This window comes from Allopusillimonas soli (assembly GCF_004153445.1).
Lineage (GTDB): Bacteria > Pseudomonadota > Gammaproteobacteria > Burkholderiales > Burkholderiaceae_B > Allopusillimonas > Allopusillimonas soli.
The window spans coordinates 150,735-173,646 of sequence record NZ_SDQC01000002.1 but is presented as its reverse complement, the minus strand read 5'-3'; the positions used below and the strand labels follow the sequence as shown (position 1 = coordinate 173,646).

The window sequence follows — 22,912 nt, the reverse complement described above, 5'->3', positions numbered from 1 at the left end:
ACTAGTCCTGCTTGTCGCCGATCTTGGTAACCATCATCGCTACCGTCCGATCGCTGGTCCACGGCACGACTTTCAGGCCCTTGCGCGCAGCCCAGATGTTCTTGTAGTGATACAGCGGAATGATGCCAACATCATCGCGCACCGCAACCGCCGACTCCCGCAAAACGGCCTCGCGCTTCGCGTCGTCGAATTCGGCTGTTGCCTGGCGCAGATAATCATCCACTTTGGCGCTGCTGTAATGGCCCCAGTTGGAGGCGCCCAGACCTTTTTCGGGCGATACCGTGGCCAGGATATTCACCAATGCGTAGCTTGCTTCACCTGTGCCGTTACCCCATGCAATCATGCTCATGGCGTATTCGTTCTTGCGCGCCTGTCCGGCATAGACAGCCCATGGCACAACTTCCACATTGGTTTTCACACCGATACGCGCCCAGAACTGCGCCGCGGCCTGCGCCGTTTGCGGCGCAAGCGGATAGCGGTCCGACGGAACATGCATGGTCATCTGGAACCCATCGGGGAAGCCCGCTTCCTTCAGGAGCGCCTTGGCCTTGGCGGGATCGTAGGGTATATCCTTCAACTCAGGGTTGTAGCCGAACGTTCCCTCCGGCATCCACTGATTTGCCACCGTAACCGTGTCCTGCATAATACGATCGGCAATCGCCTTGCGATTGATCGCCAGCGAAAGCGCCTTGCGCACGCGGACATCGAGCAGCGGGTTCTCCGGAAGCTCCTTTCCGCTATTGTCCTTCAGGAAGGGATTCGGCCCCTTGCGAAAGCTGGGCTGAAGCAACATGACCCGAAGACCGTTATAGGCATACACCGAGACATCTTCCGCTTTCTTGAGCCGCGGCAGATCGGATACAGATACCTTGTCTATGACATCGACATCGCCCGACAGCAAGGCCGCCGTACGCGAAGCGGCGTTGGCAATATAGCGATACACAACCTTTTCCCAGGGTTGCGGACCATCCCAGAAATCATCATTGCGCGTCATGACAACGCGATCGCCAGGGGTGTAGGAAACCAGCTTGTAGGGGCCGGTTCCAACCAGCGCCTTGCCACTGTTGTAGTCCTCGGATTTCGCAGTCTCTCCGACATGCTTGCTCACGATGTGAATGGACGCAAGGTTCAGCGGTAGATTCGGGCTGGGCGTTTTGGTCTTCACAACGATAGTGTCGTCGCCTTTCTGCTCCACACTTTCTATCATGCGCACAAACCCGCCGAATGAGGCCACAGAGCCCGGCACATGGCCAGCGCGCTTGATGGAAAAGACAATGTCCTCAGGACGCAACGGCTGGCCGTCCGTCCATTTCACGCCGGGGCGAAGCTTGAATTCCCATGTATTCGGATCAACAACCTTCCAGCTTTCAGCAAGATCAGGCGTCAGCTCCGTGCCACGCTTTTGCAGCAGCATACTGAAGAAATGCAGGTCTGAGGAACGGTCTCCCGCAAAGTTGTTCAATTGCGGATCAAGCGACGACAGAGGATCGGCAAAGCCTATCGTCAGTGTCTGCGCGCCCGCCTGTGCGCTAAGCGCCAGGGCGCCTGCGGCGAGAATACCTGCCAGTGTTCTTTTCATGTCTCGTCTCCGTTGTTGAATGAATGGATCTGAAAGTGTTGGGTCAGCCTGCTTCCGTCAAATGACAGGCGCTCCAATGGTCTGCGGCCACCTGCCTGAGGGCGGGCGCCTCCGATCTGCAGCGGTCCGTGGCGAAAGGGCATCGTGGATGGAAATGACAGCCCGATGGCGGATTCATAGGACTTGGAATCTCGCCCTTGATTGCGGCAAAGCGCTTGCCGCGGACATCGATGCGCGGCACCTCGGCAAGTAGCGCCTGGGTGTAGGGATGCGTGGGATGCTGAAACAGCTCATGCACTGTAGCGGTCTCCACGACGCGTCCCAGATACATCACCACCACGCGGTCCGACAGATGCTCCACCACACCTAAATCGTGGCTGATAAACAAATACGTCAGGTTCAGCTGTTCGCGTAGATCCATGAACACGTTCAAGACCTGGGCCTGAATCGACACATCCAGCGCGGCAACGGCCTCGTCGCAAACCAGCATGTCCGGATTCACCGCCAGCGCGCGTGCTATGCCTATCCGCTGGCGCTGTCCGCCGCTGAACTGATGCGGATAGCGTCCGCGCAGCGACGGGTCCAGCCCTGCGCGCTCAAGCTGGCTGCATACATAGGCATCGAGATCCTGTGGCGGCACAATGCGATGTATGCGTACAGCCTCGCCCACCGTATCCATGATGCGCCGGCGCGGATTCAGGCTGGCATACGGATCCTGAAATATCATCTGCACCCGCAGGCGCGTACGCCGCGCCTGCTCCGCATCCATGTCCGATACAGATACGCCGTCAATCTCGACGCGGCCCGCGCTCGGGCGGATCAGTCCGGCGGCGATGCGGCCCAGTGTCGACTTGCCACAACCCGACTCGCCCACAAGACCCACGACCTCGCCCGTTCGTATGCTCAGGTCCACATTATTGACAGCGTGTGTCACGCTCTGCGGTTTCGGCGGGCGGATACGACCAAGAATGCGGTCGGCAAGCGAAGGCGCGCGTTCTCCGAAACGGTGGTTAATGCCCCTCAGCGTCAAGAGGTCTGGCGAAGCGCTCATGCCGCCTCCTCGATCAGAATCGGATTGAAGCAGCGCACCCAATGGGATTCGGAGACCGCAGTGCGTTCCGGCATGCGCTCACAGGCCTGCGTGCGATGGGCACAGCGATCGGCAAAGGCGCAGCGATCCGGAAGCGAAAGCAGACTGGGCGTCATGCCAGGTATCTGTTTCAGGCGGGTGCCATGGCGGTTGTTGCTGGGCAGGCTGTTGAGCAGTCCCATCGTGTACGGATGCGTCGTGCGGTCGAGCACATCCGAAACCGAACCATACTCGACGATACGTCCCGCATACATGACGGCGACCTCATCCGCAAGGCCCGCCACCACCGACAGATCGTGCGTTATCCAGATCAGCGAGGTTCCATAGCGCTCCGTCAGATTCTGAATTTCCGACAGGATCTGGCCTTGGATAGTGACATCCAGCGCCGTGGTTGGCTCATCGGCAATAATGACGTCCGGCTGATGCAGCAGCGCAATGGCGATGGCGATGCGTTGGCGCATGCCCCCAGACAGTTGATGCGGGTAGGCCATGAGGCGGTCCTCGGGAGAGGCGATGCCCATCATGCCGATTGTGTCGCGTGCGAGTTCGCGCGCCTGGGCACGGCTCACCTTCTTGTGCGCCAGTACGGTCTCTATCATCTGGGTGTCGATACGCAGCACCGGATTAAGCGTCATCATCGGATCCTGGAAGATCATGGCAATGCGGTTGCCCCGCAGCTTGCGCATTTCTCTTTCCCGCAATTGGCCCAGGTCTCGCCCATTGAACAGGACCTGTCCGCCCACGACGCGGCCAGGCTTGTCGACCAGACCCATGATGGAAAAACCGGTGACCGATTTTCCAGAGCCCGACTCGCCAACCAGCCCCAATATCTTGCCCCGCTCGAGCGTGAAAGACACATTGTTGACAGCGTTCACCGCACCGGCCCGGGTGAAGAACCGGGTCTGCAGGCCGCGTACCTCCAGCAATGGATGATGGCTCATTTCTGCAACCTCGGATTGAATATTTCCCGGAGACGATCGCCCACCAGATTCAGACTGACGATGGTCACCAGCAGGGCTATGCCGGGATAGAAGCTGATCCAATACTCTCCGGAAAGCATGTACTGATAGCCGTTTGCGATCAGCAGCCCCAGCGAGGGTTCCGTGATCGGAACGCCAAGGCCGAGAAAGCTCAGCGTGGCCTCAAGCGTGATGGCGCGCGCCACCTGCAGCGTGCCGATGACGATCAGCGGAGGCAGGCAGTTGGGCAGGATGTGGCGCAGAAGAATCCGCCATTGCGGTATGGCCAGGCAGCGCGCTGCCTCGACGTAGTCGCGCTGTCGCTCAACGAGCGCCTGGGCACGGGCGGTGCGCGCATAATAGGCCCACTCCATGATCACCAATGTCAGGATCACATTGCCTATGCTCTTGCCCAGATACGCCAGAATCATCATGGCCACCAGAATCGAAGGCATGGACAGCAGCAAATCCACCAGCCGCATGATGATCGCATCTGTCCTGCCACCGAAGTACGCCGCAACCAGCCCCAGTACCGTGCCCAGCATCGCCGCCGCCAGCGCGGATCCCACGCCCACCGTCAAGCTGATGCGCAGGCCATACAGAATGGCGGAAAACAGGTCCCTCCCCTGCCCATCCGTGCCCAGCACATACGAAAAGTTATCCATCGCGCTCGGCGTGCCTGGCGCCAAACGTGCGTCCAGTATGCTGATCTGCATCAAATCATACGGATTCTGTGGTGCAAGCCAGGGAGCAAAAATCGCCGCGAGTATCAGCAGCATGGCAACCATCAGGCCAACCACGGCCGTCTTCGATGCAAAGAACCCAATGCGGAACTGGCGCCAGTTGGATTCCAATGTAAAAGGCACGGGTGCCTGTGCCGGCGGCATGGTTGTTGTACTCATGATTCGCCCCCAAGACGCACACGTGGATCAAGCAGGCGATAGAGGATATCGACGATGAGATTCAAAGTGATGAAAAGACAGACAATCACGATCAGGTATCCCACTATGACGGGCCTGTCCAGCGAGTTGATGCTGTCCAGTATCAGTTTGCCCGCGCCTGGCCATGAAAAAATGGATTCCGTAACGACCGCGCCGGCTATCGTTGCGCCCAGCTCCATGCCCAGCACCGTAACCAGCGGAATGAGAATGTTGCGCAGCACATGCACGCACACAATGCGTGACGGCGACAGCCCCTTGGCACGGGCAAACTTGATATAGTCCAGCGGCACGATTTCCCGCACACCGGCGCATGTCAGGCGTATCACCAGCGAAATCTTGAACAGCGCCAGATTCAGCGCGGGCAAAAACATGTGGCGCAGACCATCCCAGGTAAGAAACGACCACTGCATGCCCAGGAACTCGACCGTCTGTCCGCGTCCGCCAGCCGGTAACCAACCGAGTATTACGCTGAAGCACATGATGAACATCAGGCCGACCCAGAAGGTGGGCAGAGAGAAGCCCAGGATGCTGCCCGCCATGACCGCCCTGGAAAAGGGGCTTTCAGGCTTAAGCCCCGCCAGCAGGCCGATGGGAACGCCAAGCACAATCGCCAGAAACAGCGCACCCACGGCCAGCTCCACTGTGGCGGGAAGCCGCATCAGAATTAGCTTGATTGCGGGAATGTTGTATACGAAGCTCGTGCCAAGATCGCCGTGCAGCGCACTGTTGAGGAAAGACAGGTATTGGCGCCAGAGCGGTTGATCCAGGCCGAGCTCCGCAATGATGCGCGCACGCTCCACCTGATCCGCTTCCTGGCCCACCAGGATGGCAACCGGGTCGCCTATGGCGTGAATGCCGATAAAAACAATAATCGTCATCAGCAGGATGACACCTATCGACTGGAACAGCCGCCTTGCAAGCCAACCCGTCATGGCTGCATGCCCTCCTGGCCGCACTCACAGGATGAAATCGTAGGCATGTTTGCTTCCTTGTCTCTCTCGCATTATTGATCGTTGCCGGTTGGTATTCCGGTCTGTGCGAAAGAGTTTGCATGCAAGCGCCCTGCTTCACAAGTTGGATATCGCGCAATCAGCTTTTGTTGAGCGCAAAGGCTCGGAGAGCGCCGCGCCGCAGGGCCAGCCTCAGGCCTGTGGCCGCCCCGCGCCGCTCAGGCGGGGCAGCACTCGGCGAGCGGCCGCGCCTGTGCGCCGTACAACCTCATCGCGCGGCATGCCGCGCAGCGCCGCCAATGCATCGGCGATACCGGCCACCTCGCCAGGCTCGTTCCGCGCGACTGGCCCGCCAGGTTTGCCCAGCCAGGCCGGCGGAATATCCGGCGCATCGGTTTCGAGCACCAGCGATTCCAAGGGCAATTGCGCGGCCAGCCGGCGGATCTGCAGCGCACGCGGGAAGGTCATGGCGCCGCCCATGCCCAGGGCAAAGCCCCGATCTATGAATTGTCTGGCCTGCTGGAAGCTGCCATTGAAGGCATGCGCAATGCCCCCTACCTGCGGATACCGGCGCAAATGCTTGAGGATGTTGTCTTGCGAACGGCGCACGTGCAAAAGCACCGGCAGACCATGGCGTTGAGCCAGATCCAGCTGCGCGATATAAAAATATTCCTGCCGCTCCACCATGCGTGCATCCTTGAGATGCGGCACAAAGAAATCAAGGCCGATTTCTCCGATGGCCACAAAGCGTGGATCGTCCAGCGCGCTTTCGACCGCCGCCTCCAGCGCTTCCATATCGTGATCAGTGGCCTCGGGAACATAGAGCGGGTGCAGGCCCAGCGCGTACACGCCGCCTTTGAACGACCCAGCCAGCCCGCGAACCGTATCGAAGTTGCCACGACAAACGGCGGGAATGACTACGGCGCCGACCCCGCGCATGGCGGCCCGCTCAATGACCGCGCTGCGATCGGCGTCGAATTCGTTGGCATCGAGATGGCAATGCGTGTCTATCAGCATGCGTCGTCCAACTGCCCCTTGACCATGGACAGCCGACGATGCGCAAGCGCCGCCAGCGCCAGGTCATGTGTGACGATAGCAAACCCTGTGCCGAACTCCCGGTTTACCCTTACCAGCAACTCGAACATGGACTCAGCGGTATTCCTGTCCAGATTGCCTGTCGGCTCGTCCGCGAGCACGCAATCGGGTTTCGTGACCAGCGCCCGCGCCAGGGCCACCCGCTGGCGCTCCCCGCCAGAGAGCTGCCCCGGATAGTGGTCGATGCGATGCGCCAACCCCACCTGCTCCAGCACCATCTTGGCCTGTTCTCGCGCCTGCGGCCTGCCGAGGCGACGCACAATGAGCGGCATCGCGACGTTGTCCAATGCGGAAAACTCCGGGAGCAGATGATGGAACTGATACACGAAGCCAAGATGCCGGTTGCGCAATTGGCTGCGCTCCGCCTCGTTCAGACTGCTGGTATCGTCGCCATTGATAAAGACTTTGCCTGATGTCGGCAAGTCAAGCAGGCCCAGCGTATGCAGCAGCGTACTCTTGCCCGACCCAGAGGCGCCCACGATGGCCACCATCTCGCCGCGTTCCACATGCAGGCTGACGTCGCGCAGAACCTCCACCATGTTGCCGCCTTCTGTGTAGGTCTTGACCAGGTGCGTGGCCTGCAAAACGTGATCTCTGGAAGCTTCAATCATGGCGGAGCACCTGTGCCGGTTGCAGACTGGACGCCCGCCAGCTCGGATAAATGGTCGCCAGCAGCGAAAGCACCAGCGAGGTTACAGCGATGATGACGATGTCCATCAATTGCGGATCCGACGGCAGCTCGCTGATGAAATAAACCTGCGCCGGCAGAAAGTGCACACCCAGCAACCGCTCGATGAAGGCAACAATGTCGGCCACATTGAAAGCCAGCAGAATGCCGAACAATACGCCCGCCACTGTTCCGACGATGCCGATCAACGAGCCCTGCACCAGGAATATGCGCGCCACCTCGGCAGGCCTGGCGCCCAGCGTGCGCAGGATGGCAATGTCCGAACGCTTGTCCTTTACCGCCATCACCAGGGAAGACAGCAGATTGAAAGCAGCCACAGCCACGATCAGTGCGAGAATCAGGAACATCATGCGCTTTTCGGTCTGCACCGCGGCAAACCAGCTTCGATTGTTGTCTGTCCAGTCGCGTACTTCCAGGCCCTTGGGCATGGCGGCCTGCAGGTTGCTTGCCACCAGAGGCGCCTTCTGCATGTCGGCAATACGCAGCCTGACGCCCGTTTGCGCGGAATTGCGAAACACCTTGGATGCGTCCTCGAAATTGATGAAAGCCATGGAGGCATCAACTTCGTAATAGCCTGACGAGAATATGCCCGTGACAGTAAATTGCCGCATGCGCGGGGAAAACCCCGCGGGCGAGATGGAGCCTTGCGGCGCCAGCAGCAGCACCGTGTCGCCCACCTTGACGCCTAATGTGTAGGCCAGGTAGTTGCCCAGAACGATGGAATAGCTGTCCGGGGTCAATGTAGACAGCTTGCCAGACGTCATTTGACCCGAGATGTCGGAAACCGCGCCTTCGAGTGGTGGATCTATGCCCCGGATCTGCACACCGTTCAGTTGCTCGCCGCGCATGATCATGCCTTGTCCCGATACGAAAGGCGCCGCGCCCTTGACTTCGGGATTTTCTTCCGCCAGCTTGGCCACCGCCTTCCAGCCGGACAGAATAGCCGAAGGCGGCTGATTGGTGGCGTAGAGCTCGATGTGCGGCAAGACCGACAGCATGCGGTCACGCACCTCCTTCTGGAAGCCGTTCATGACCGACAGCACCACGATCAGCGCCGCCACACCCAGGGCGATGCCCACCATGGAGCTGGCCGCGATGAAAGAGACGAAGCGATCGCCACCGCCGCGTTTGCGTTTTGCCCGCGCCAAGCCGGCATAGCGCGCACCGATCCAGAATTCATATGACATCTTCAAGCCACCGTTTCCCTTTCCACTACAATTCGGGCATGCGTATCGTACTACCTGGCGCCCTGCCCGACCCGGCCGTTGCCGGCGAACTGGCTGCCCACTTGGGGAACAGCGCGCCCACCCTGCTGCAATGGCTGTCGCACGCGCGGTGCACCGCCCATGCCGCCGACACGGCGGCATCCGGCTGCCTGCCGCATGAATTGTGGCTGCTACAGGCCTGCGGCTTCCAACCCGAAGGTGACCAGAATTTTGCCACAGGCCTTGGGCCGCTTCATGCCGGGAAGGCCGGCCACCACGACGATCAACCCATATGGGTTGCCGAGCTGGTGCATGTCGCCCCATCCCGGGATGGGGCGGCGCTGCTTCCCGCGCGCGAACTGGCCATCACACCAGACCAGAGTGTAGCCTTGTTCGAATCCGTGCACGATCGCTTCCTGGAAGACGGATTCCAACTCGAACATATCGATACAGAACATTGGCGCCTCACGCCGCCGGAAGGGTTCACCGCCGCAAGCGCCAGCCCTGCGCTTGTCAGCGTCACCTCTGTCAACGACTGGTGGCCGCAGGCGGCGCAGGCCAGACCATGGCGCAGGCTGGTCAATGAGATACAGATGCTCTGGTTTGCGCATCCGATCAATGCAGCCAGGCAGGAACAGGGCCTGCCCCCCGTCAACAGTCTGTGGCTGTACGGAGGAGCCCGACCTGGCCAGCTCGCAAGCATCCCCGCAGACGACACGCAAATACATGAAAACCTGCTTGAACCCTTGTACAAACAAGACTGGGGAGGCTGGATCACGGCGCTTGCCGCGCTCGAGAACCATGTGTTTGCGCCGCTTGGCACCATGCCGTCCCAACTCATCCTGACTGGACGCGAGCGCAGCGTGTCACTGACTCCCAGCCGCGCGCACCGCTGGCTGGGCCGGTTGCCTGGCCGAAAACAAACATGGAGAACCTGGTGGTCATCCCAAAACTGAGCGTACGAGCCGCAAATCCGGATGCGGCGCGCGCGCTTGAAGCAGCCGGCATCCATCCTCTTCTGTCGCGCCTGTGGGCGGCGCGCGGCGTAAGCAGCCCTGGGGAAGCTCAAATGAGCTGGACGGCGCTGATACCACCGGGGCAACTGACGCATGTGGATCAGGCTGCAGCGCTTTTGGCCGACGCCATCCGCGACCGTAAGCGGCTGCTCATCGTGGCCGACTACGACTGCGACGGGGCAACCGCCTGCGCCGTCGGGCTTCGTGCATTGCGCAACATGGGTGCCGTGGTGGACTATCTGGTGCCCAATCGCTTTGAAACCGGCTACGGCCTGTCGCCGGCAGTGGTGGAGCTGGCCGCGTCGCACCCTTCGGGCAAGCCCGATATTCTGGTGACGGTCGACAACGGCATCGCGAGCCTGGACGGCGTGGAGGCTGCCCATGCGGCAGGCATGCAGGTGCTGGTGACCGACCATCATCTTCCCGGCGATGTCCTGCCGCGGGCGCTGGCCATCGTCAACCCCAACCAGCCTGGCTGCGGCTTTCCTTCCAAGAATCTGGCCGGCGTGGGTGTTATTTTCTATCTCATGCTGGCACTGCGGGCCACGTTGCGCCGCCGCGGTGTCTATCCCGCAGATGGAGGCCCACGCCTGGATCAACTTGCCGATCTTGTGGCGCTGGGCACGGTGGCCGATGTGGTCAAGCTGGACAGCAACAACCGACTGCTGGTAAGCCAGGGGCTGCAAAAAATGCGCAATGGGCGCATGCAGGCCGGCATACGTGCCCTGTTCGCCGTGGCTGGCCGCGAACCCAGGCAGGCCAGCGGCTTTGATCTCGGCTTTGCGCTCGGACCGCGCATCAACGCCGCTGGACGCCTTGCCGACATGAGCATCGGCATAGAATGCCTGACCACCGACGACGAAGCGCGCGCCCTGGAGCTGGCGCGCCAGCTTGATGCCATGAACCAGGAGCGCCGGGGCATCGAAAACACCATGCGCGAAGAGGCCCTGGCGGCGCTCGCGGCATCGCCGCAGCCCGAGGGGCGCGCGACAGTGTGCGTCTATCATCCGGAGTGGCATCAGGGCGTCGTAGGCCTGGTTGCATCGCGCCTGAAAGAAGCCTACTGGCGCCCCACGCTGGCTTTTGCGCGCTCGGACAGCGGCGAGCTGCGCGGCTCGGGCCGCTCCATACCCGATGTTCATTTGCGCGACGTGCTGGACCTTGTTTCCAAGCGGCACCCCGGTGTTATTCTGAAATTCGGCGGGCACGCCATGGCAGCCGGCCTGACGCTGCGCGAGGAAGCCTACAGCGTGTTCTCACAGGGTTTTGACGCGGCAGTCGCCGAACTGACGGGCCGAACGACTTTCGAACCCGTCATCGAAACCGATGGTTCACTGGAAACCGGCTATGCCAACGCCGATGTCGCTGGCCTGTTGCAGCGCCAGGTATGGGGTGCGGGATTTCCGGCTCCGGTGTTTCGCGACACGTTTTTGGTGCGCCAGCAGCGGCTGCTCAAAGACAAGCACCTGAAGCTCAGCCTGGAGCGTGGACACCAGCGCTTTGACGCCATCTGGTTCAACCACGCCGAAATGCTGCCCGAGTTCGTCGACGTGGCATACCGTCTGGATCAGAACATCTGGAACGGCCGCGTCTCCGCGCAGCTTATCGTGGAGTACGCCTGCGGCGACACAGCGTGATGCGTGCGGTTCAGGCCGTATCCTGGTTCCCGGCGCATCCGTCGCCACCGCCACGCGCCATCATTTCCTGCGCATTGCGGCCGATTTCTTCGGGCGTCAGGTCTTGCACATGCGTGGCCAGCGACCAGCGATGGCCGAATGGATCTTCCACCACGCCATAGCGATCTCCCCAGAACATATCCTCAACAGGCATAACGACCGTTGCGCCCGCCGCAATGGCTTGCTCCGTTGCCGCGTCGACATCCTGAACATATAGATGCAATGAAACGGGCGAACCCTTCAGCATTTTCGGACCCCGCGCATTCCACTCCGGCACCTCGTCCATCAAGAAGATGGCCGAATCACCTATACGCAGGTATGCGTGCGCGATCTTTCCAGGCATGAGTTCCAGGCGGCTTTTCTCAACCGCGCCGAACGCCTTCTTATAGAACGCTATTGCGTCGGCGGCGCCAGCGCACACCAGATGAGGCGTTACGGTAGCCATATCCGGCGGGATGGGCGACACCCCGCCGTGCCCCGCCTTCTGTGCGCCGGCATTGTCTTGTTTGTTTTCCATGGACTGTCTCCTATTGGAAATGACGGACGGGCGGATGCCGGCCGTGCTGGCGGCAACACCGCTTGCGTGTCGCCATGCGGCGCAATGTATCATCAGTTAGTCCTAAAAAACAACTAACAACTTGTAAAAAAGGAGTAATATTGCTGCATGAACTCATCCGATGCACTCAACAAACGCTGTTATGCCGACTGCTGCGCAGCCGCCCATGCGCTGGACCTGGTCGGCGAACGCTGGGCCTTGCTCATTGTTCGCGAACTGCTGCTCGGGCCCAAACGCTTTGGCGAACTGCGCTCGGATTTGCCTGGTATCAGCGCCAATGTGCTCACGCAGCGCCTCAACGAACTGGAATCGGCGCAGGTGCTCCAACGATGCAAACTGCCCCGCCCCGCAAGTGTGCATGTATATGCGCTCACCGACTGGGGCATGGAACTCGAGTCCATCGTGCTCCAGCTTGCCCGATGGGGTGCACGCTCTTGGGCATATCAGCGCGGCGCGGCACTGGGTCCTGATGCGCTCATACTGTCGCTCAAGGCCATGTTCAACCAGACAGCCGCGGGGAGAAAGGCGCTTGCGGTGGATCTTACGGTAGCGGGGCGTCTGTTTCGCGTGCAGGTTGCAAAAACCCGCTTCAATGCCATTCGCCTGAACGAGACGACGATGCAAACCACAGCGCCTGCGCCAGCGCCTCGGGCTCTGCCCGATGCGGCTGCGCAGGCGGATTCAGCCACGTTTCTTGCGCTTGCCTTCGGCGGCCTTCATCCCGACGACGCGGTCCGGGCAGGACGGCTCCGATACCAGGGCAGCCTGCCCGCACTGCAGCGGTTTCTGTCTCTGTTCAGCCTGCCTTCGCGGTATCAGCCACCGCCGGCTTCCCTTGCGTCCCCCGCGCCATGAGCTGCCTTACGCGAATCGGCACGGCGGCACACGGGGAAAATTGCCTATTGGTCCGCAAAAGGCGCCACGAGCTCTCCGGCAATATCGGCATAGGCCTCGTCAACCAGCAATGTCTGCACATTCAGGCTGGTACGCACAGGGCCTGGATACATCGTGCTGAATGCACCGCCTTGCATCACATGCGGAATGTCATAAGCCTGCATCAAGGCAACAATGACGGCCGCCTCGGATTCCGTCCTGGGCGAATAGATTGGTATCATAGTTATTTCCCCCGCATGCGCGCATTCGCGCGCCGTCGCACTACCTTCACCCTGTTGTACACCAACTTGCCATCCGGAGCTATCCCTTAAATGGCCGTATTCAATATTCAGCCCATTGTTTCCGCCCTCAACGACATTCGCCAGGACTGGCGGACCATGCAGCATCGTTCGCGCGAGCCGGGGGGCCGCGAGTTTCCCTCGCCAGACGCCATTGCCCGCATCATCGACGATCTGAAGGGCATTATTTTTCCCATGCGCCTGGGGCCTCTCGATCTGCGTCAGGAAAGCGAAGACTTCTATATCGGCCACACGCTCGACTCCACGCTGCATGCGCTGGTGCGCCAGGTCAGGCTCGAACTGCATTATCAGATGCGAGCCAATTGCGCCACCGAAGCCCAGATCGACAGTCGCGCCACCGAAGCGGTACAGGCCTTCGCCAACTGCCTTCCCGACATACGCAGGCAGCTCGATCTCGATGTGCTCGCCGCCTATCAGGGCGACCCGGCCGCGCGCAGCGTGGACGAAGTCCTGCTCTGCTATCCGGGGGTGTTGGCCATGATCCATCACCGCATCGCGCATCAGTTCTATAAGCTCGAACTGCCCCTGCTTGCGCGCATGTCATCCGAAATTGCGCATTCCAAGACAGGCATCGACATACACCCTGGCGCCACCATAGGATCCAGCTTCTTCATCGATCACGGAACCGGCGTGGTCATAGGCGAAACAGCCATCATCGGCGAGCGCGTGCGCATCTATCAGCACGTAACCCTAGGCGCCAAGCGCTTCCCGCTCGATGCGAATGGCAAACTCGAGAAAGGCCTGCCCCGCCACCCCATCGTGGAGGACGACGTGGTCATCTATGCCGGTGCAACCATACTGGGCCGGGTCACGCTGGGACGCGGCTGCACCATAGGCGGCAATGTATGGCTTATTGACGATGTGCCGCCCGGCAGTCATGTCACCCAAGCTGCTTTCCAGGGTACACGCACCTGCGATCCCGCCGAGGAAGGCGCCGTCGAAAAGTCCTGACAGCGGCCCCGGGAGCGACCGGTTGCCAGCGCCTGGGCGCGGCTTAATGGCAATCGGGCACTTCCTGGTCCAGATAGACCTCGAAGGCGATGTCCCGCACCCGCGTCTCGTTCAGCTCGTCCAGGTAGTGTTTGCCGCGCCAACCGCGCGTCAGTGAATGCAGCGCGGCGACCGCCTTCGCGTTGTCCCTGGACGCCACGAATACCAGATCCCTCTTCGGCCCTGGCGGCAGCGTCGCGGAAAACTTCTTCCACTCGGGATACGCAAGCAGCGTGTTCAGCATATAGGCGTCATGCACCGCCGCATCGCAGCCACCTGTTCTGAGCGCAAGTAAGGAATCGGCAGGCGCGCGCTTGACCAACTCCACCGCGCCATATTGCGAAGCGATGTGGCCGGTGTACAGGCCGCCCTCCGACAGACACACCGTCCGGCCTTTCAGTTGCTCCCAAGACTTGATATCCGTGTCCGACCGCATAATGGCCATGGGCCTGGCCACATAGCCGGTGGGAACGATGGCCATGCCCGCGTCGGACAAGGCCTGCTGCCGGCCAGAACTCAATGGCAGCAGCGCGATGTCCACCTCGCCCTTGGCGATATCAGCCGGCACGCTGCCGGCGGATATCCGCCTGGCATCCACCTCTTTGGCACCCAGCTTTTCTGCCAGTTGTGCCGCAAGGGTTTCGTCGGGCGACTCCGGCGTGCGCGGCTTTGCGCCTGGCACGAACGGCGGCACCACATAATTGAGTCCCACAGCCAGCGGCGTGGCCTGCGCCTCCGGCTCACTGGTCCACAGCAGTCCGACGCTCGCCAGCACCAGCGCAGCGCAGCCGAACACACTGAACATCCGTTTCATGACAGGCCTTCTTTTTTCACGACCGCCGCTATACGTATTGATAGCGCAATACCCGCCGCTTCAGGTTCTCGAGTATGACCTGGTCGATCAGCGTGGCAAGAATGGCGATGGTGAGAATGTTGCCCATCACGCCCATCATGTCCGCTGTTTCGCCCGAATACGCCAGGGTGCGGCCAAGCCCCTGGCCGAAACCGATCAACATCTCCGCGGAAATCAGTGCCCGCCATGCGTTGCCGAAGGCAAGCTGTGCGCCGGTGATCAGCTCCGGCATCACGGCCGGCAGATAGACGCGCTTGAGCATGTCCCAGCGGCTCGCTCCCATGACCTTGGCTGCAGAGACATGTACATTGAGCACACTTTCCGTGGCGTTCATCACCGACAGCGCCGCCGGGAAGAATGCCGCCAAGGCCACGACCACGATGATGGGCAGGTTGCCAAAGCCCATCATGATCAGAAACAATGGAACCCAGGCAATCGACGGAATCGATTGCAGGATGATGATGGCCGATTTCAGCACTTCCCGGAAGAAAAACAGGATGCCGCCGATGAGGCCAAAGCCTATTCCGAATACCAGCGCGGCCACGTATCCCAACCCAAGGCGCCCCAGGCTGCCGCTCAGCGCCGCGCGGAAATCCGATGTCTGCACGTCATTGAAGAGCCGCACAAAAACGCCAGGCACATCCGGCATCAGAAAATCAGGCAGCATCCACGCCGCCACCTGCCAGAACAGCAGAATGACCACGACGGCCAGGAACATGGCCAATTTTTTACTACCGGACGAAAGATGTTTCTGGGTGCTCATCAAAAATCAAAACAAAATGGCCGCGAGCTGCGTGCCTTGCAAATCGATGGGCCGCTGCGCCTGCGCGGCCCGTGAAATGACGTCCGCCGGCTGGCTTCTGGTGAGCCGGACGGCGGTTCTATGTCTTACAGCTTGCGCGCGTGCTGCCATGACAGGTCGACGATGCTGCCAACGTCGAACGGTTCGCCATCACGCGTTTTCAAGGACCCTTGGGCTTGCATGATGTCCGCGATTTCCTGCATGCGGGCAAGGTCCTTTTCCGTCAGCGCGGCGCTGAACGTCTGGCTTTCAATGGCGCCCTGCACGACCTGCTCGCGGGGCAGTTCACCTTTGTTCATGGTCTTGAGCGTAGGCTCGGCGATGAAATAGCTGGCAATGAGCTTGGCCGAGTCAGCCGGCTTGTTCTTGAGCATATCAATGGCTTCGCGCTGGGCATCCAGGTAGTTCCATACGACGTCCTTGCGCTCCTTGAGCACTTTGCCCGAGGTAATGACCACCATGCAAGGGAAGGGCCAGACGTCGCCGATCTCGTAGATTTGCTTTACGGGTGCGATCAGCTGCGCAATCGTCGCCTGCGGCTCAAACAGGAAAGCGGCGTCCACGCGCTTGCCGACCAACGACTGCACGGCGATCTGCGGGCTTACACCCATAATGTTCACATCGTTAGGCGTCAGGCCCGCGTTCTTGAGCACCACGCCCTTGAGCACCGTGTCAGCCGTGCTGCCCTGCTTCTGCGAAGCCAGCGTGTGGCCTTTCAGATCGGCCACGTTGCTGATGCCGGCATCCTCACGCACCACCAACGCATGGTAGCCCTGTTGGGCGCCGCCCACTACTTTGAGGTCGGCGCCGCGCGAGGACCATGAAGCCGCATTGGTAAACCCCAGCACACCGAGATCGAGTTGGCCGCCGACGATGGCCTTGATCAGATCGGTACCCGACTTGAATTCCACCAGTTCCACATCCAGTCCATGCTTTTTGTAGAACCCCGCCTCGTAGCCGACAATAGCCTGCGCATCATCCATCACTCGCTGGTATCCCACGCGCAGCTTCTCCGCCGCAAACGATGTGGTGGCAAAGGCAAATGCCGCGAGCGCGGGCACCAGTAGACGTGATAGCTTCATAAAATTACTCCATGCGGCCCGCCATACCGTCACGGCATCGGGCAAGATCGCCCTTGCGGGCCCAGTGTTGTCGATAATCTTTTTCGTTGGACGCGGTCAGGCGGCAAGCACCTCTTGCTCGCGCGCAGCGGTCCTGAGCGAACCGACGGCATGCGCGTCGTCGCCTGACTCGGCATGAATGCCCAGCAAACCCAGGATTTCACGGCGCATCGGCGCGAACTCCGACAAATCGTGGGTTTTTTCATGGTGCGCCAGGTTGAACTCCTTGAGCACCGTCGCGGGCCTTGCACTGAATACGAGGATGCGGTCGGCCAGAAACAGGGCTTCGTCCACATCGTGCGTCACCAGCAGCACTGTCGGCCCGGCTTCGCGTATCAGCTGCCGCAGCGCATCCTGGAGCGTCATCCGCGTCAAGGCGTCCAGCGCGCCAAAAGGTTCGTCCAGCAGCAGTGCCTTGGGATGTGAAATAAAGGCGCGGGCCAGCGCCGCGCGCTGGCGCATGCCACCCGATACCTGATGGGGAAAATAGTCTTCGAATCCTTTCAGATTCACTTTCTCCAGCCAGGCGACTGCCTGCTTGCGGGCTTCTTTTTTATCCTGCTTCTGAAACTCCAGCGCCAGCGCAACATTTTCGGCGAGGGTCAGCCATGGATACAGTGCATTCTCCTGGAACATAAGCGTGCGCTCGGGATGGGCGCTGCGGACCTCTTGTCCGTCCGCAAGCAGCTGCCCCGCGCTGGGCTGTTCCAGTCCGGCCGCAATATGCAAAAGCGTGGATTTTCCGCAACCCGACGGGCCAACGAGCGCCACCAGTTCGCCATCATCGATATCCCGGGAAAATTCCTTGATAACCTGCAAGCCCGAAAATTGCTTTTCTATATTCTTGAAAGAGAGTTTCATACCAGACCGATTAACCAATTGGTTATATCGAAATGTACTTCGGCGGCCTAATAGCTCACAAGAATTTTTATTCTCTTTGCTTATAAGTTATGGATATAAACATTGGGGCGCGGGTTTTTCAGCGATTTTGTTCTTTGTTCGGGTGTTTTGTGTTCGGGTGTTTTTTCGGGTTCTTAAGGCGGCCCGGCAGTACGGGCATATGGCGGACTCGTTCGCGCGGTCCTCTTCGAGGACTTCCCGCCCCTGGCGCCCGTCTCCAGGGCCGGACGCGAACTCGCTGCGCTCGGACAGCGCGTCCTCTTCTCCCTGGAGACGGACGCCAGAAACGGCGCGCTCAAAATCGTCCGCCATATGCCCGTACTGCCGGACCTCACGAAGGGTTGCCAGAATTCGCGATTGGTTGAATGCGTCGGATGACGGCTTGCTGAGTCGGTGGAATACGCGCTTTCACCCCAGACTATTTCTTTCCGGGCGGTACGAATTTCTCGGGCCTGTCCATGCCGTGATATTCCACATTGGGCATCATGTCCACCCCTATCGCCATACGGTTCGACATATTAAAGAAGCCCACTGTATCCGCCAGATCGAAAATATCTTCGCTCGACAGTCCCGCCTCGCGCAGCTTTTCCCTGTCCGCCTCAATGACCTGCTCCGGCGATTTGGTCAGCTTCCATGCAAAATCCAGCATCGCCCGCTGCCGGCTGTCGAGCGGCGCGACGCGGTAGTTCATCACCATCATCTCGCCCAGTTGCGGATCGCCTGACAATGAACGCACCGCCTGGCCATGCGCCACCAAGCAGTAATAGCAGTGATTTGCGCTGGACACCACCACCGCCACCATCTCCCGCTCCAACTTGCTCAAGCCGGAAGGCGCCAGCATCAGTTCGTTGTACATCGCCATGAAATTGCGCAGCTTGTTCGGACGCAGGCTGTAGGCCGACAAGACGTTCGGAACAAAACCCAGTTTGTCCACGCACTTCTGGAACACGATCTGCAAGTCTTCGTCCAGCGTGGCGGGATCGGCGGCGCCCAGGGACGACACGTAATCGGGTTGCGGCATGCATGCCTCCTTCTTCTCTGCTTGGTATCATGATTGTCGAAAACAGCGCAGTTCACTTTAACACCTCGCAGCGCGCGCGCCGGCCGCGCCTCAAGAGGCAATGTCGGCGAGCCGGCCGCTACGCATGTCGCGCGCTATCGGAGCAACCATGTCCACCTCATTGCCCGGCTTCCAGGGCCCAAGCGCCAGCACCGAGGCTCCCCTCGAGATGCTGGCGGCCTGCCACTACCGCATCCAGCGTCAGTGCGCCACTCTGAGGCGTCTGCGAGAGCACCTGCCGCAGCACGGAAGCGATCAGCAGGCCCGCCAGGCCGCGCGCAACGTGATGCGCTACTTCGACACCGCGGCTGTCCATCATCACGAAGACGAGGAAAAAGACCTCTTTCCCGCCCTGCTCGAAGCCATGGCTGGCTCGGATGCCGTTTGCATACGACAGCTTACCCAAGGTCTGCAGGATGATCACCGCCAGCTCGAGGCCGCCTGGCGCCGCATCCGCCAGCAACTGCTGCAAATCGAAGCCGGCGTTCAAGTGCCGCTATCCGAAAGCGATATCGATGCCTTCATCGAGGCTTATGCGCGCCATATGCGCATCGAGGAGGACGAAGTGTTTCCCATGGCCGAACGCCTTCTGGACGACACCGCTCTGCAGGCCATGGGGCGCAGCATGCGGCTACGTCGCGGCATCACTGACGATCAGATCTGAACAGCAGGCCTTTCACAAGGGGAAACCCTCGGTTTTCCATGCCCCGACACAATGCTATTCTTCCGGCGGGAAGGGACGATGCGCCCACGAGGCGTCAGCGGAACGCCTCTTGCGTCGAAGAAGAACAGGACATTCATGGAAGCATCCAAGGCAGGCGAATTCCTGCAGTTCGCCAACGTCAAAAAAACCTATGACCAGAAGACACTGGTAGTCAAGAATTTCAATCTGGACGTAAAGCAAGGCGAATTCGTGACCCTGCTTGGTCCGTCGGGGTCGGGCAAGACCACCGTACTCATGATGCTGGCCGGGTTCGAAAATGTAACCAGCGGCACCATTACCATGGACGGTCGCCCCATTACCAAGACGGCCCCCTACAAGCGCAACATCGGCATGGTGTTCCAGAACTATGCCCTGTTTCCCCACATGACGGTGGCGGAAAATCTGGCATATCCCCTGACTGTCCGCAAGATGCCGAAGGTGCAAATACGCCAGCGCGTCGATGAATATCTCAAGCTGATCGAACTGAGTCATTTCGGCAACCGTCATCCGGGCCAGTTGTCGGGCGGCCAACGCCAGCGGGTCGCGCTTGCCCGCGCACTGATCTTCGAGCCGACGCTCGTGCTTATGGACGAACCCTTGGGAGCGCTGGACAAGAAGCTGCGCGAGCAGATGCAGTTCGAGATTACGCGCCTGCACAAGCAGCTGGGATTCACTGTCATATACGTCACGCACGATCAGGTCGAGGCGCTTACGATGTCCAGCCGCATCGCTGTATTCAACGAAGGCGTCGTGCAGCAGTATGCCGCGCCCGACGACCTCTACGAACGGCCCGCCAATGCCTTTGTCGCCAACTTCATCGGCGAAAACAATCTTATTTCCGCTCAGGCGCCGATCCTCGAACGCGACGTCGTGCGCAGCAGCCTGCCAGGCGGCACATCCATCACTGCCCAGAATGGCAACTGCCAAGCCGGCGACGCCGAGAGCATCATCTCCGTACGCCCCGAGAAACTTGTCATCCAGGCAGGCGGCCCAGTGCTCGACAACCAGGTCGAGGCTCGTTTCATCACGCGGCATTACGTGGGCGATTTCATTCGCTATTATTTCGAGCTGCCAAGCGGCGGCAAAGTAGCTGTCAAGACTTTGAACGACACGCGCGCGCCGGACCTACGCGATGGACAGACCACCACGCTGGGCTGGCGCACGCGAGATTGTTTTGCGTTCAGGAAAGAACCCTTACCCGTCCAAGGAGAACTGCAGTGAAAACATATACAAGAACGCTTGCATCCGCGCTGGTGCTGGGCATGGCAGCATGGGGAAGCGCGCACGCGGAAGGCAAAACGCTAACCGTGACATCTTTTGGCGGCGCCTACGGTGCAGCGCAGAAGGTGCACCAGATAGACCCCTACATGAAGGAAACCGGCAACAACGTTCTGTTCGAGAACTATACCGGCGGCGTGGCCGAGATCAAGGCGCAGGTGCAGGCAGGCAAGATCCAGTGGGATGTCGTCGACATTGAAACCATAGACTTGGAGCGCGCCTGCTCGGAAGGCCTGCTGGAAGTCATTCCTCGGGACATTCTGCTGCCCGGTGCGGACGGCACGCCGGCCGAGGAAGATTTCATCCCGCAAGCGCTGGAGAACGAATGCGGCGTGGGGGAAATCGTCTGGGCAACGGTCTACGCTTACAACAACAAGACAATAGGCGACAAGAAGCCCTCCACCATCGAAGACCTCTTTGACCTCAAGAAATTCCCCGGCAAACGCGCCCTGCGCAAGCGTCCGCAGGTCAATCTCGAATGGGCGCTCCTGGCAGACGGCGTCAAGCCCGAGGATGTCTACAAAGTGCTCGCGACACCCGAAGGCCAGGCGCGCGCCTTTGCCAAGCTGGATACCATCAAGAACGACATTGTCTGGTTCGACAGCTGGTCGCAGGCGCCTCAACTCCTGAACGATGGCGGCGCCATTATGGTGCAGTCGGCCAATGGCCGCTTCTTTGAAGCCATCAAGAAGGAAGGCAAGCCCTTCACCATGGTATGGGACGGCAACCTGTTCGACCTGGACGCCTGGGGCATTGTCAAGGGAACGCCCAATCTCGAGGAAGCCAAGAAGTTTGTCGCCTTCACCACCAGCACCAAAGCGCTGGCAGGCTTCCAGGATGTCGCTTACGGCCCGCCGCGCCAGTCATCCATGGCATTGGTCGACAAGGCGGTCATCGAGCATCTCCCGAGCTCTCATGTGAAGGAAGGCATCAAGGCCGATGGCATTTTCTGGGCCGATTATGGCGAATCCCTGGGTGAGAAATTCAACGAATGGCTGTTGAAGTAACCGCCGCGGCGGCCGGCGCGCTGTCTCCAACCGAGATCCGCGCCGAGCGGCGGGAGCACAATCGGCGCAGGCGCGTTGCGCTTGCGCTGGTGTTGCCCCTGCTGGTTTTCGTTTTCTTTGCCTTCGTGGCGCCCATCGCCACCATGCTCTATCGGAGCGTGTACAACCCGTCGGTCGCCGAGCTGATTCCAGACACCGTGCATGAGCTCAAACGCTGGAAAGGCGAAGGCGTGCCTGACGACGTCACCTACAAGGCCATGGCGGGCGAGCTGCGTTCGCTGGCCAGGGAACGCAAGGCAGGCATATTGGCCGCGGCTGTCAACCGCATCCAGCCCGGCTCGTCCAGCCTTATCAATTCCAGCGCCCGCAAGATGCGCCGCCTGGATGACACCCAGATTGCCGAACAGGGCGCCGCCACGCTTCACGGCGCCGATCCGCGCTGGGAGCAGACTGGCATGTGGCTGGCCATCAAGCAGGTCGGCCAACCTTTCACCGACACAAATTACCTGACTGCGCTGGATCTTGACCGGGACCGCGACCGCAACATCCACTGGCGCAAGTCCGCGCGCATCTATCTGCAACTGTACGGCCGCACGCTGGGCATAGCGCTGACCATCACTGTGCTGTGCATTCTGCTTGGCTACCCGCTGGCCTATTACCTGGCACATGCGCCCCGACGCGTGGCCGGCGCGCTCATGGTGCTGGTATTGCTGCCATTCTGGACATCCCTGCTCGTGCGGACCACGGCGTGGATAGCGCTGCTGCAGACGCACGGCGTGCTCAATTCCTTCTTTGAGGCGATCGGACTGATCGATGCGCCGCTGGAGATGCTCTACACCCGCATGGCCACCATCATTGCCATGACGCATATTCTGCTGCCCTTCATGATCCTGCCGCTTTACAGCGTCATGAAAAGCATGGATGAAAGCTATGTACGGGCGGCACTATCGCTGGGCAGCCGCCCCTGGTCCGCTTTCATGCGCGTCTATCTGCCATTGACCCTGCCTGGGCTGAGCGCCGGCTCGCTGCTGGTCTTCATTATTTCTGTGGGGTACTACATCACACCCGCACTGGTGGGTGGCACCGACGGCCAGATGATTTCCAACATCATCGCCTTCCACATGCAGCGCTCCAACAACTGGGGCCTGGCTGCGGCGCTCGGCACGCTGCTGCTCGTGCTGATACTGACGCTGTACTGGGTCTACGACCGGCTGGTCGGCGCCCGCAACATCAAGCTGGGATGACGCATC

General features: G+C 60.3%; 23 protein-coding genes. 8 read left to right on the top strand and 15 right to left on the bottom strand.

Annotated features, from left to right (window positions below):
- Nucleotide 1: 1 nt before the first annotated feature.
- From ERD78_RS06580 to ERD78_RS06545, 8 genes are all read right to left on the bottom strand, one after another.
- Complete coding sequence (locus ERD78_RS06580) at nt 2-1,579, bottom strand: ABC transporter substrate-binding protein (protein ID WP_129968502.1); 1,578 nt, start codon at nt 1,577-1,579, stop codon at nt 2-4.
- A 43-nt stretch (nt 1,580-1,622) separates the two neighbouring features.
- Nucleotides 1,623-2,630, bottom strand: coding sequence for an ABC transporter ATP-binding protein (locus tag ERD78_RS06575; protein ID WP_129968501.1), 1,008 nt, complete (start codon nt 2,628-2,630; stop codon nt 1,623-1,625).
- Nucleotides 2,627-3,610, bottom strand: a complete 984-nt coding sequence (locus ERD78_RS06570) for an ABC transporter ATP-binding protein (RefSeq protein ID WP_129968500.1) — start codon at nt 3,608-3,610, stop codon at nt 2,627-2,629. Before ERD78_RS06570 ends, ERD78_RS06575 begins: the two co-directional genes overlap by 4 nt.
- Complete coding sequence (locus tag ERD78_RS06565; RefSeq protein ID WP_245152366.1) at nt 3,607-4,530, bottom strand: ABC transporter permease; 924 nt, start codon at nt 4,528-4,530, stop codon at nt 3,607-3,609. Before ERD78_RS06565 ends, ERD78_RS06570 begins: the two co-directional genes overlap by 4 nt.
- Entirely contained in the window at nt 4,527-5,501 is a 975-nt protein-coding gene (locus tag ERD78_RS06560; RefSeq protein ID WP_129968499.1) for an ABC transporter permease, read from the bottom strand. Before ERD78_RS06560 ends, ERD78_RS06565 begins: the two co-directional genes overlap by 4 nt.
- Before the next feature lie 210 nt (nt 5,502-5,711).
- Nucleotides 5,712-6,536, bottom strand: a complete 825-nt coding sequence (locus ERD78_RS06555) for a TatD family hydrolase (RefSeq protein WP_129968498.1) — start codon at nt 6,534-6,536, stop codon at nt 5,712-5,714.
- Entirely contained in the window at nt 6,530-7,225 is a 696-nt protein-coding gene (lolD, locus tag ERD78_RS06550) for a lipoprotein-releasing ABC transporter ATP-binding protein LolD (protein ID WP_129968497.1), read from the bottom strand. Before lolD ends, ERD78_RS06555 begins: the two co-directional genes overlap by 7 nt.
- A complete protein-coding gene (locus ERD78_RS06545; RefSeq protein ID WP_129969069.1) occupies nt 7,218-8,489 on the bottom strand; it encodes a lipoprotein-releasing ABC transporter permease subunit in 1,272 nt (423 codons plus the stop codon). The genes lolD and ERD78_RS06545 overlap by 8 nt, the downstream gene beginning before the upstream one ends.
- A 38-nt stretch (nt 8,490-8,527) precedes the next feature.
- Here ERD78_RS06545 and ERD78_RS06540 point away from each other — a divergent pair, with 38 nt between their 5' ends.
- Together ERD78_RS06540 and recJ are read left to right on the top strand one after the other, a co-directional pair.
- Nucleotides 8,528-9,463 carry a hypothetical protein gene (locus ERD78_RS06540; protein ID WP_129968496.1) on the top strand — a complete coding sequence of 312 codons (936 nt, stop codon included), beginning with the start codon at nt 8,528-8,530 and terminating at the stop codon, nt 9,461-9,463.
- Nucleotides 9,445-11,160 carry a single-stranded-DNA-specific exonuclease RecJ gene (recJ, locus tag ERD78_RS06535; protein ID WP_129968495.1) on the top strand — a complete coding sequence of 572 codons (1,716 nt, stop codon included), beginning with the start codon at nt 9,445-9,447 and terminating at the stop codon, nt 11,158-11,160. The genes ERD78_RS06540 and recJ overlap by 19 nt, the downstream gene beginning before the upstream one ends.
- A 10-nt stretch (nt 11,161-11,170) precedes the next feature.
- Here recJ and ERD78_RS06530 read toward each other — a convergent pair whose 3' ends face one another.
- Nucleotides 11,171-11,716 (bottom strand): VOC family protein, encoded by a 546-nt coding sequence (locus ERD78_RS06530; protein ID WP_245152365.1) that lies wholly within the window; start codon nt 11,714-11,716, stop codon nt 11,171-11,173.
- Nucleotides 11,717-11,863: 147 nt separating this feature from the next.
- Here ERD78_RS06530 and ERD78_RS06525 point away from each other — a divergent pair, with 147 nt between their 5' ends.
- On the top strand, nt 11,864-12,610 hold the full coding sequence (locus tag ERD78_RS06525; RefSeq protein ID WP_129968494.1) for a winged helix-turn-helix transcriptional regulator: 747 nt from the start codon (nt 11,864-11,866) through the stop codon (nt 12,608-12,610).
- A 44-nt stretch (nt 12,611-12,654) separates the two neighbouring features.
- Here the strand turns inward: ERD78_RS06525 and ERD78_RS06520 are convergent, their stop codons facing one another.
- Nucleotides 12,655-12,870: a hypothetical protein gene (locus ERD78_RS06520; RefSeq protein ID WP_129968493.1), complete on the bottom strand. Its 216-nt coding sequence runs from the start codon at nt 12,868-12,870 to the stop codon at nt 12,655-12,657.
- Nucleotides 12,871-12,960: 90 nt separating this feature from the next.
- On the opposite strand from ERD78_RS06520, the gene epsC reads away from it, so the two are divergent.
- Entirely contained in the window at nt 12,961-13,899 is a 939-nt protein-coding gene (gene epsC / locus ERD78_RS06515; protein ID WP_129968492.1) for a serine O-acetyltransferase EpsC, read from the top strand.
- Nucleotides 13,900-13,942: 43 nt separating this feature from the next.
- Here the strand turns inward: epsC and ERD78_RS06510 are convergent, their stop codons facing one another.
- From ERD78_RS06510 to ERD78_RS06490, 5 genes are all read right to left on the bottom strand, one after another.
- Nucleotides 13,943-14,752 (bottom strand): type 2 periplasmic-binding domain-containing protein, encoded by an 810-nt coding sequence (locus tag ERD78_RS06510; protein ID WP_129968491.1) that lies wholly within the window; start codon nt 14,750-14,752, stop codon nt 13,943-13,945.
- Nucleotides 14,753-14,780: 28 nt separating this feature from the next.
- Nucleotides 14,781-15,554: an ABC transporter permease gene (locus tag ERD78_RS06505; protein ID WP_167668869.1), complete on the bottom strand. Its 774-nt coding sequence runs from the start codon at nt 15,552-15,554 to the stop codon at nt 14,781-14,783.
- Between the two features lie 125 nt (nt 15,555-15,679).
- A complete protein-coding gene (locus ERD78_RS06500) occupies nt 15,680-16,675 on the bottom strand; it encodes an ABC transporter substrate-binding protein (RefSeq protein WP_129968490.1) in 996 nt (331 codons plus the stop codon).
- A gap of 96 nt (nt 16,676-16,771) precedes the next feature.
- Nucleotides 16,772-17,575, bottom strand: a complete 804-nt coding sequence (locus ERD78_RS06495) for an ABC transporter ATP-binding protein (RefSeq protein ID WP_129968489.1) — start codon at nt 17,573-17,575, stop codon at nt 16,772-16,774.
- Nucleotides 17,576-18,032: 457 nt separating this feature from the next.
- A complete protein-coding gene (locus ERD78_RS06490; protein ID WP_129968488.1) occupies nt 18,033-18,635 on the bottom strand; it encodes a peroxidase-related enzyme in 603 nt (200 codons plus the stop codon).
- 148 nt (nt 18,636-18,783) lie between these two features.
- On the opposite strand from ERD78_RS06490, the gene ERD78_RS06485 reads away from it, so the two are divergent.
- From ERD78_RS06485 to ERD78_RS06470, 4 genes are all read left to right on the top strand, one after another.
- Nucleotides 18,784-19,338: a hemerythrin domain-containing protein gene (locus tag ERD78_RS06485; RefSeq protein ID WP_129968487.1), complete on the top strand. Its 555-nt coding sequence runs from the start codon at nt 18,784-18,786 to the stop codon at nt 19,336-19,338.
- Between the two features lie 135 nt (nt 19,339-19,473).
- The gene (locus ERD78_RS06480) at nt 19,474-20,598 is read left to right on the top strand and encodes an ABC transporter ATP-binding protein (protein ID WP_129968486.1); all 1,125 of its coding nucleotides are present in this window, start codon (nt 19,474-19,476) and stop codon (nt 20,596-20,598) included.
- The gene (locus tag ERD78_RS06475; RefSeq protein WP_245152364.1) at nt 20,595-21,662 is read left to right on the top strand and encodes an ABC transporter substrate-binding protein; all 1,068 of its coding nucleotides are present in this window, start codon (nt 20,595-20,597) and stop codon (nt 21,660-21,662) included. Before ERD78_RS06480 ends, ERD78_RS06475 begins: the two co-directional genes overlap by 4 nt.
- Nucleotides 21,647-22,906: an ABC transporter permease gene (locus ERD78_RS06470; RefSeq protein WP_129968485.1), complete on the top strand. Its 1,260-nt coding sequence runs from the start codon at nt 21,647-21,649 to the stop codon at nt 22,904-22,906. Before ERD78_RS06475 ends, ERD78_RS06470 begins: the two co-directional genes overlap by 16 nt.
- Nucleotides 22,907-22,912: the final 6 nt, after the last annotated feature.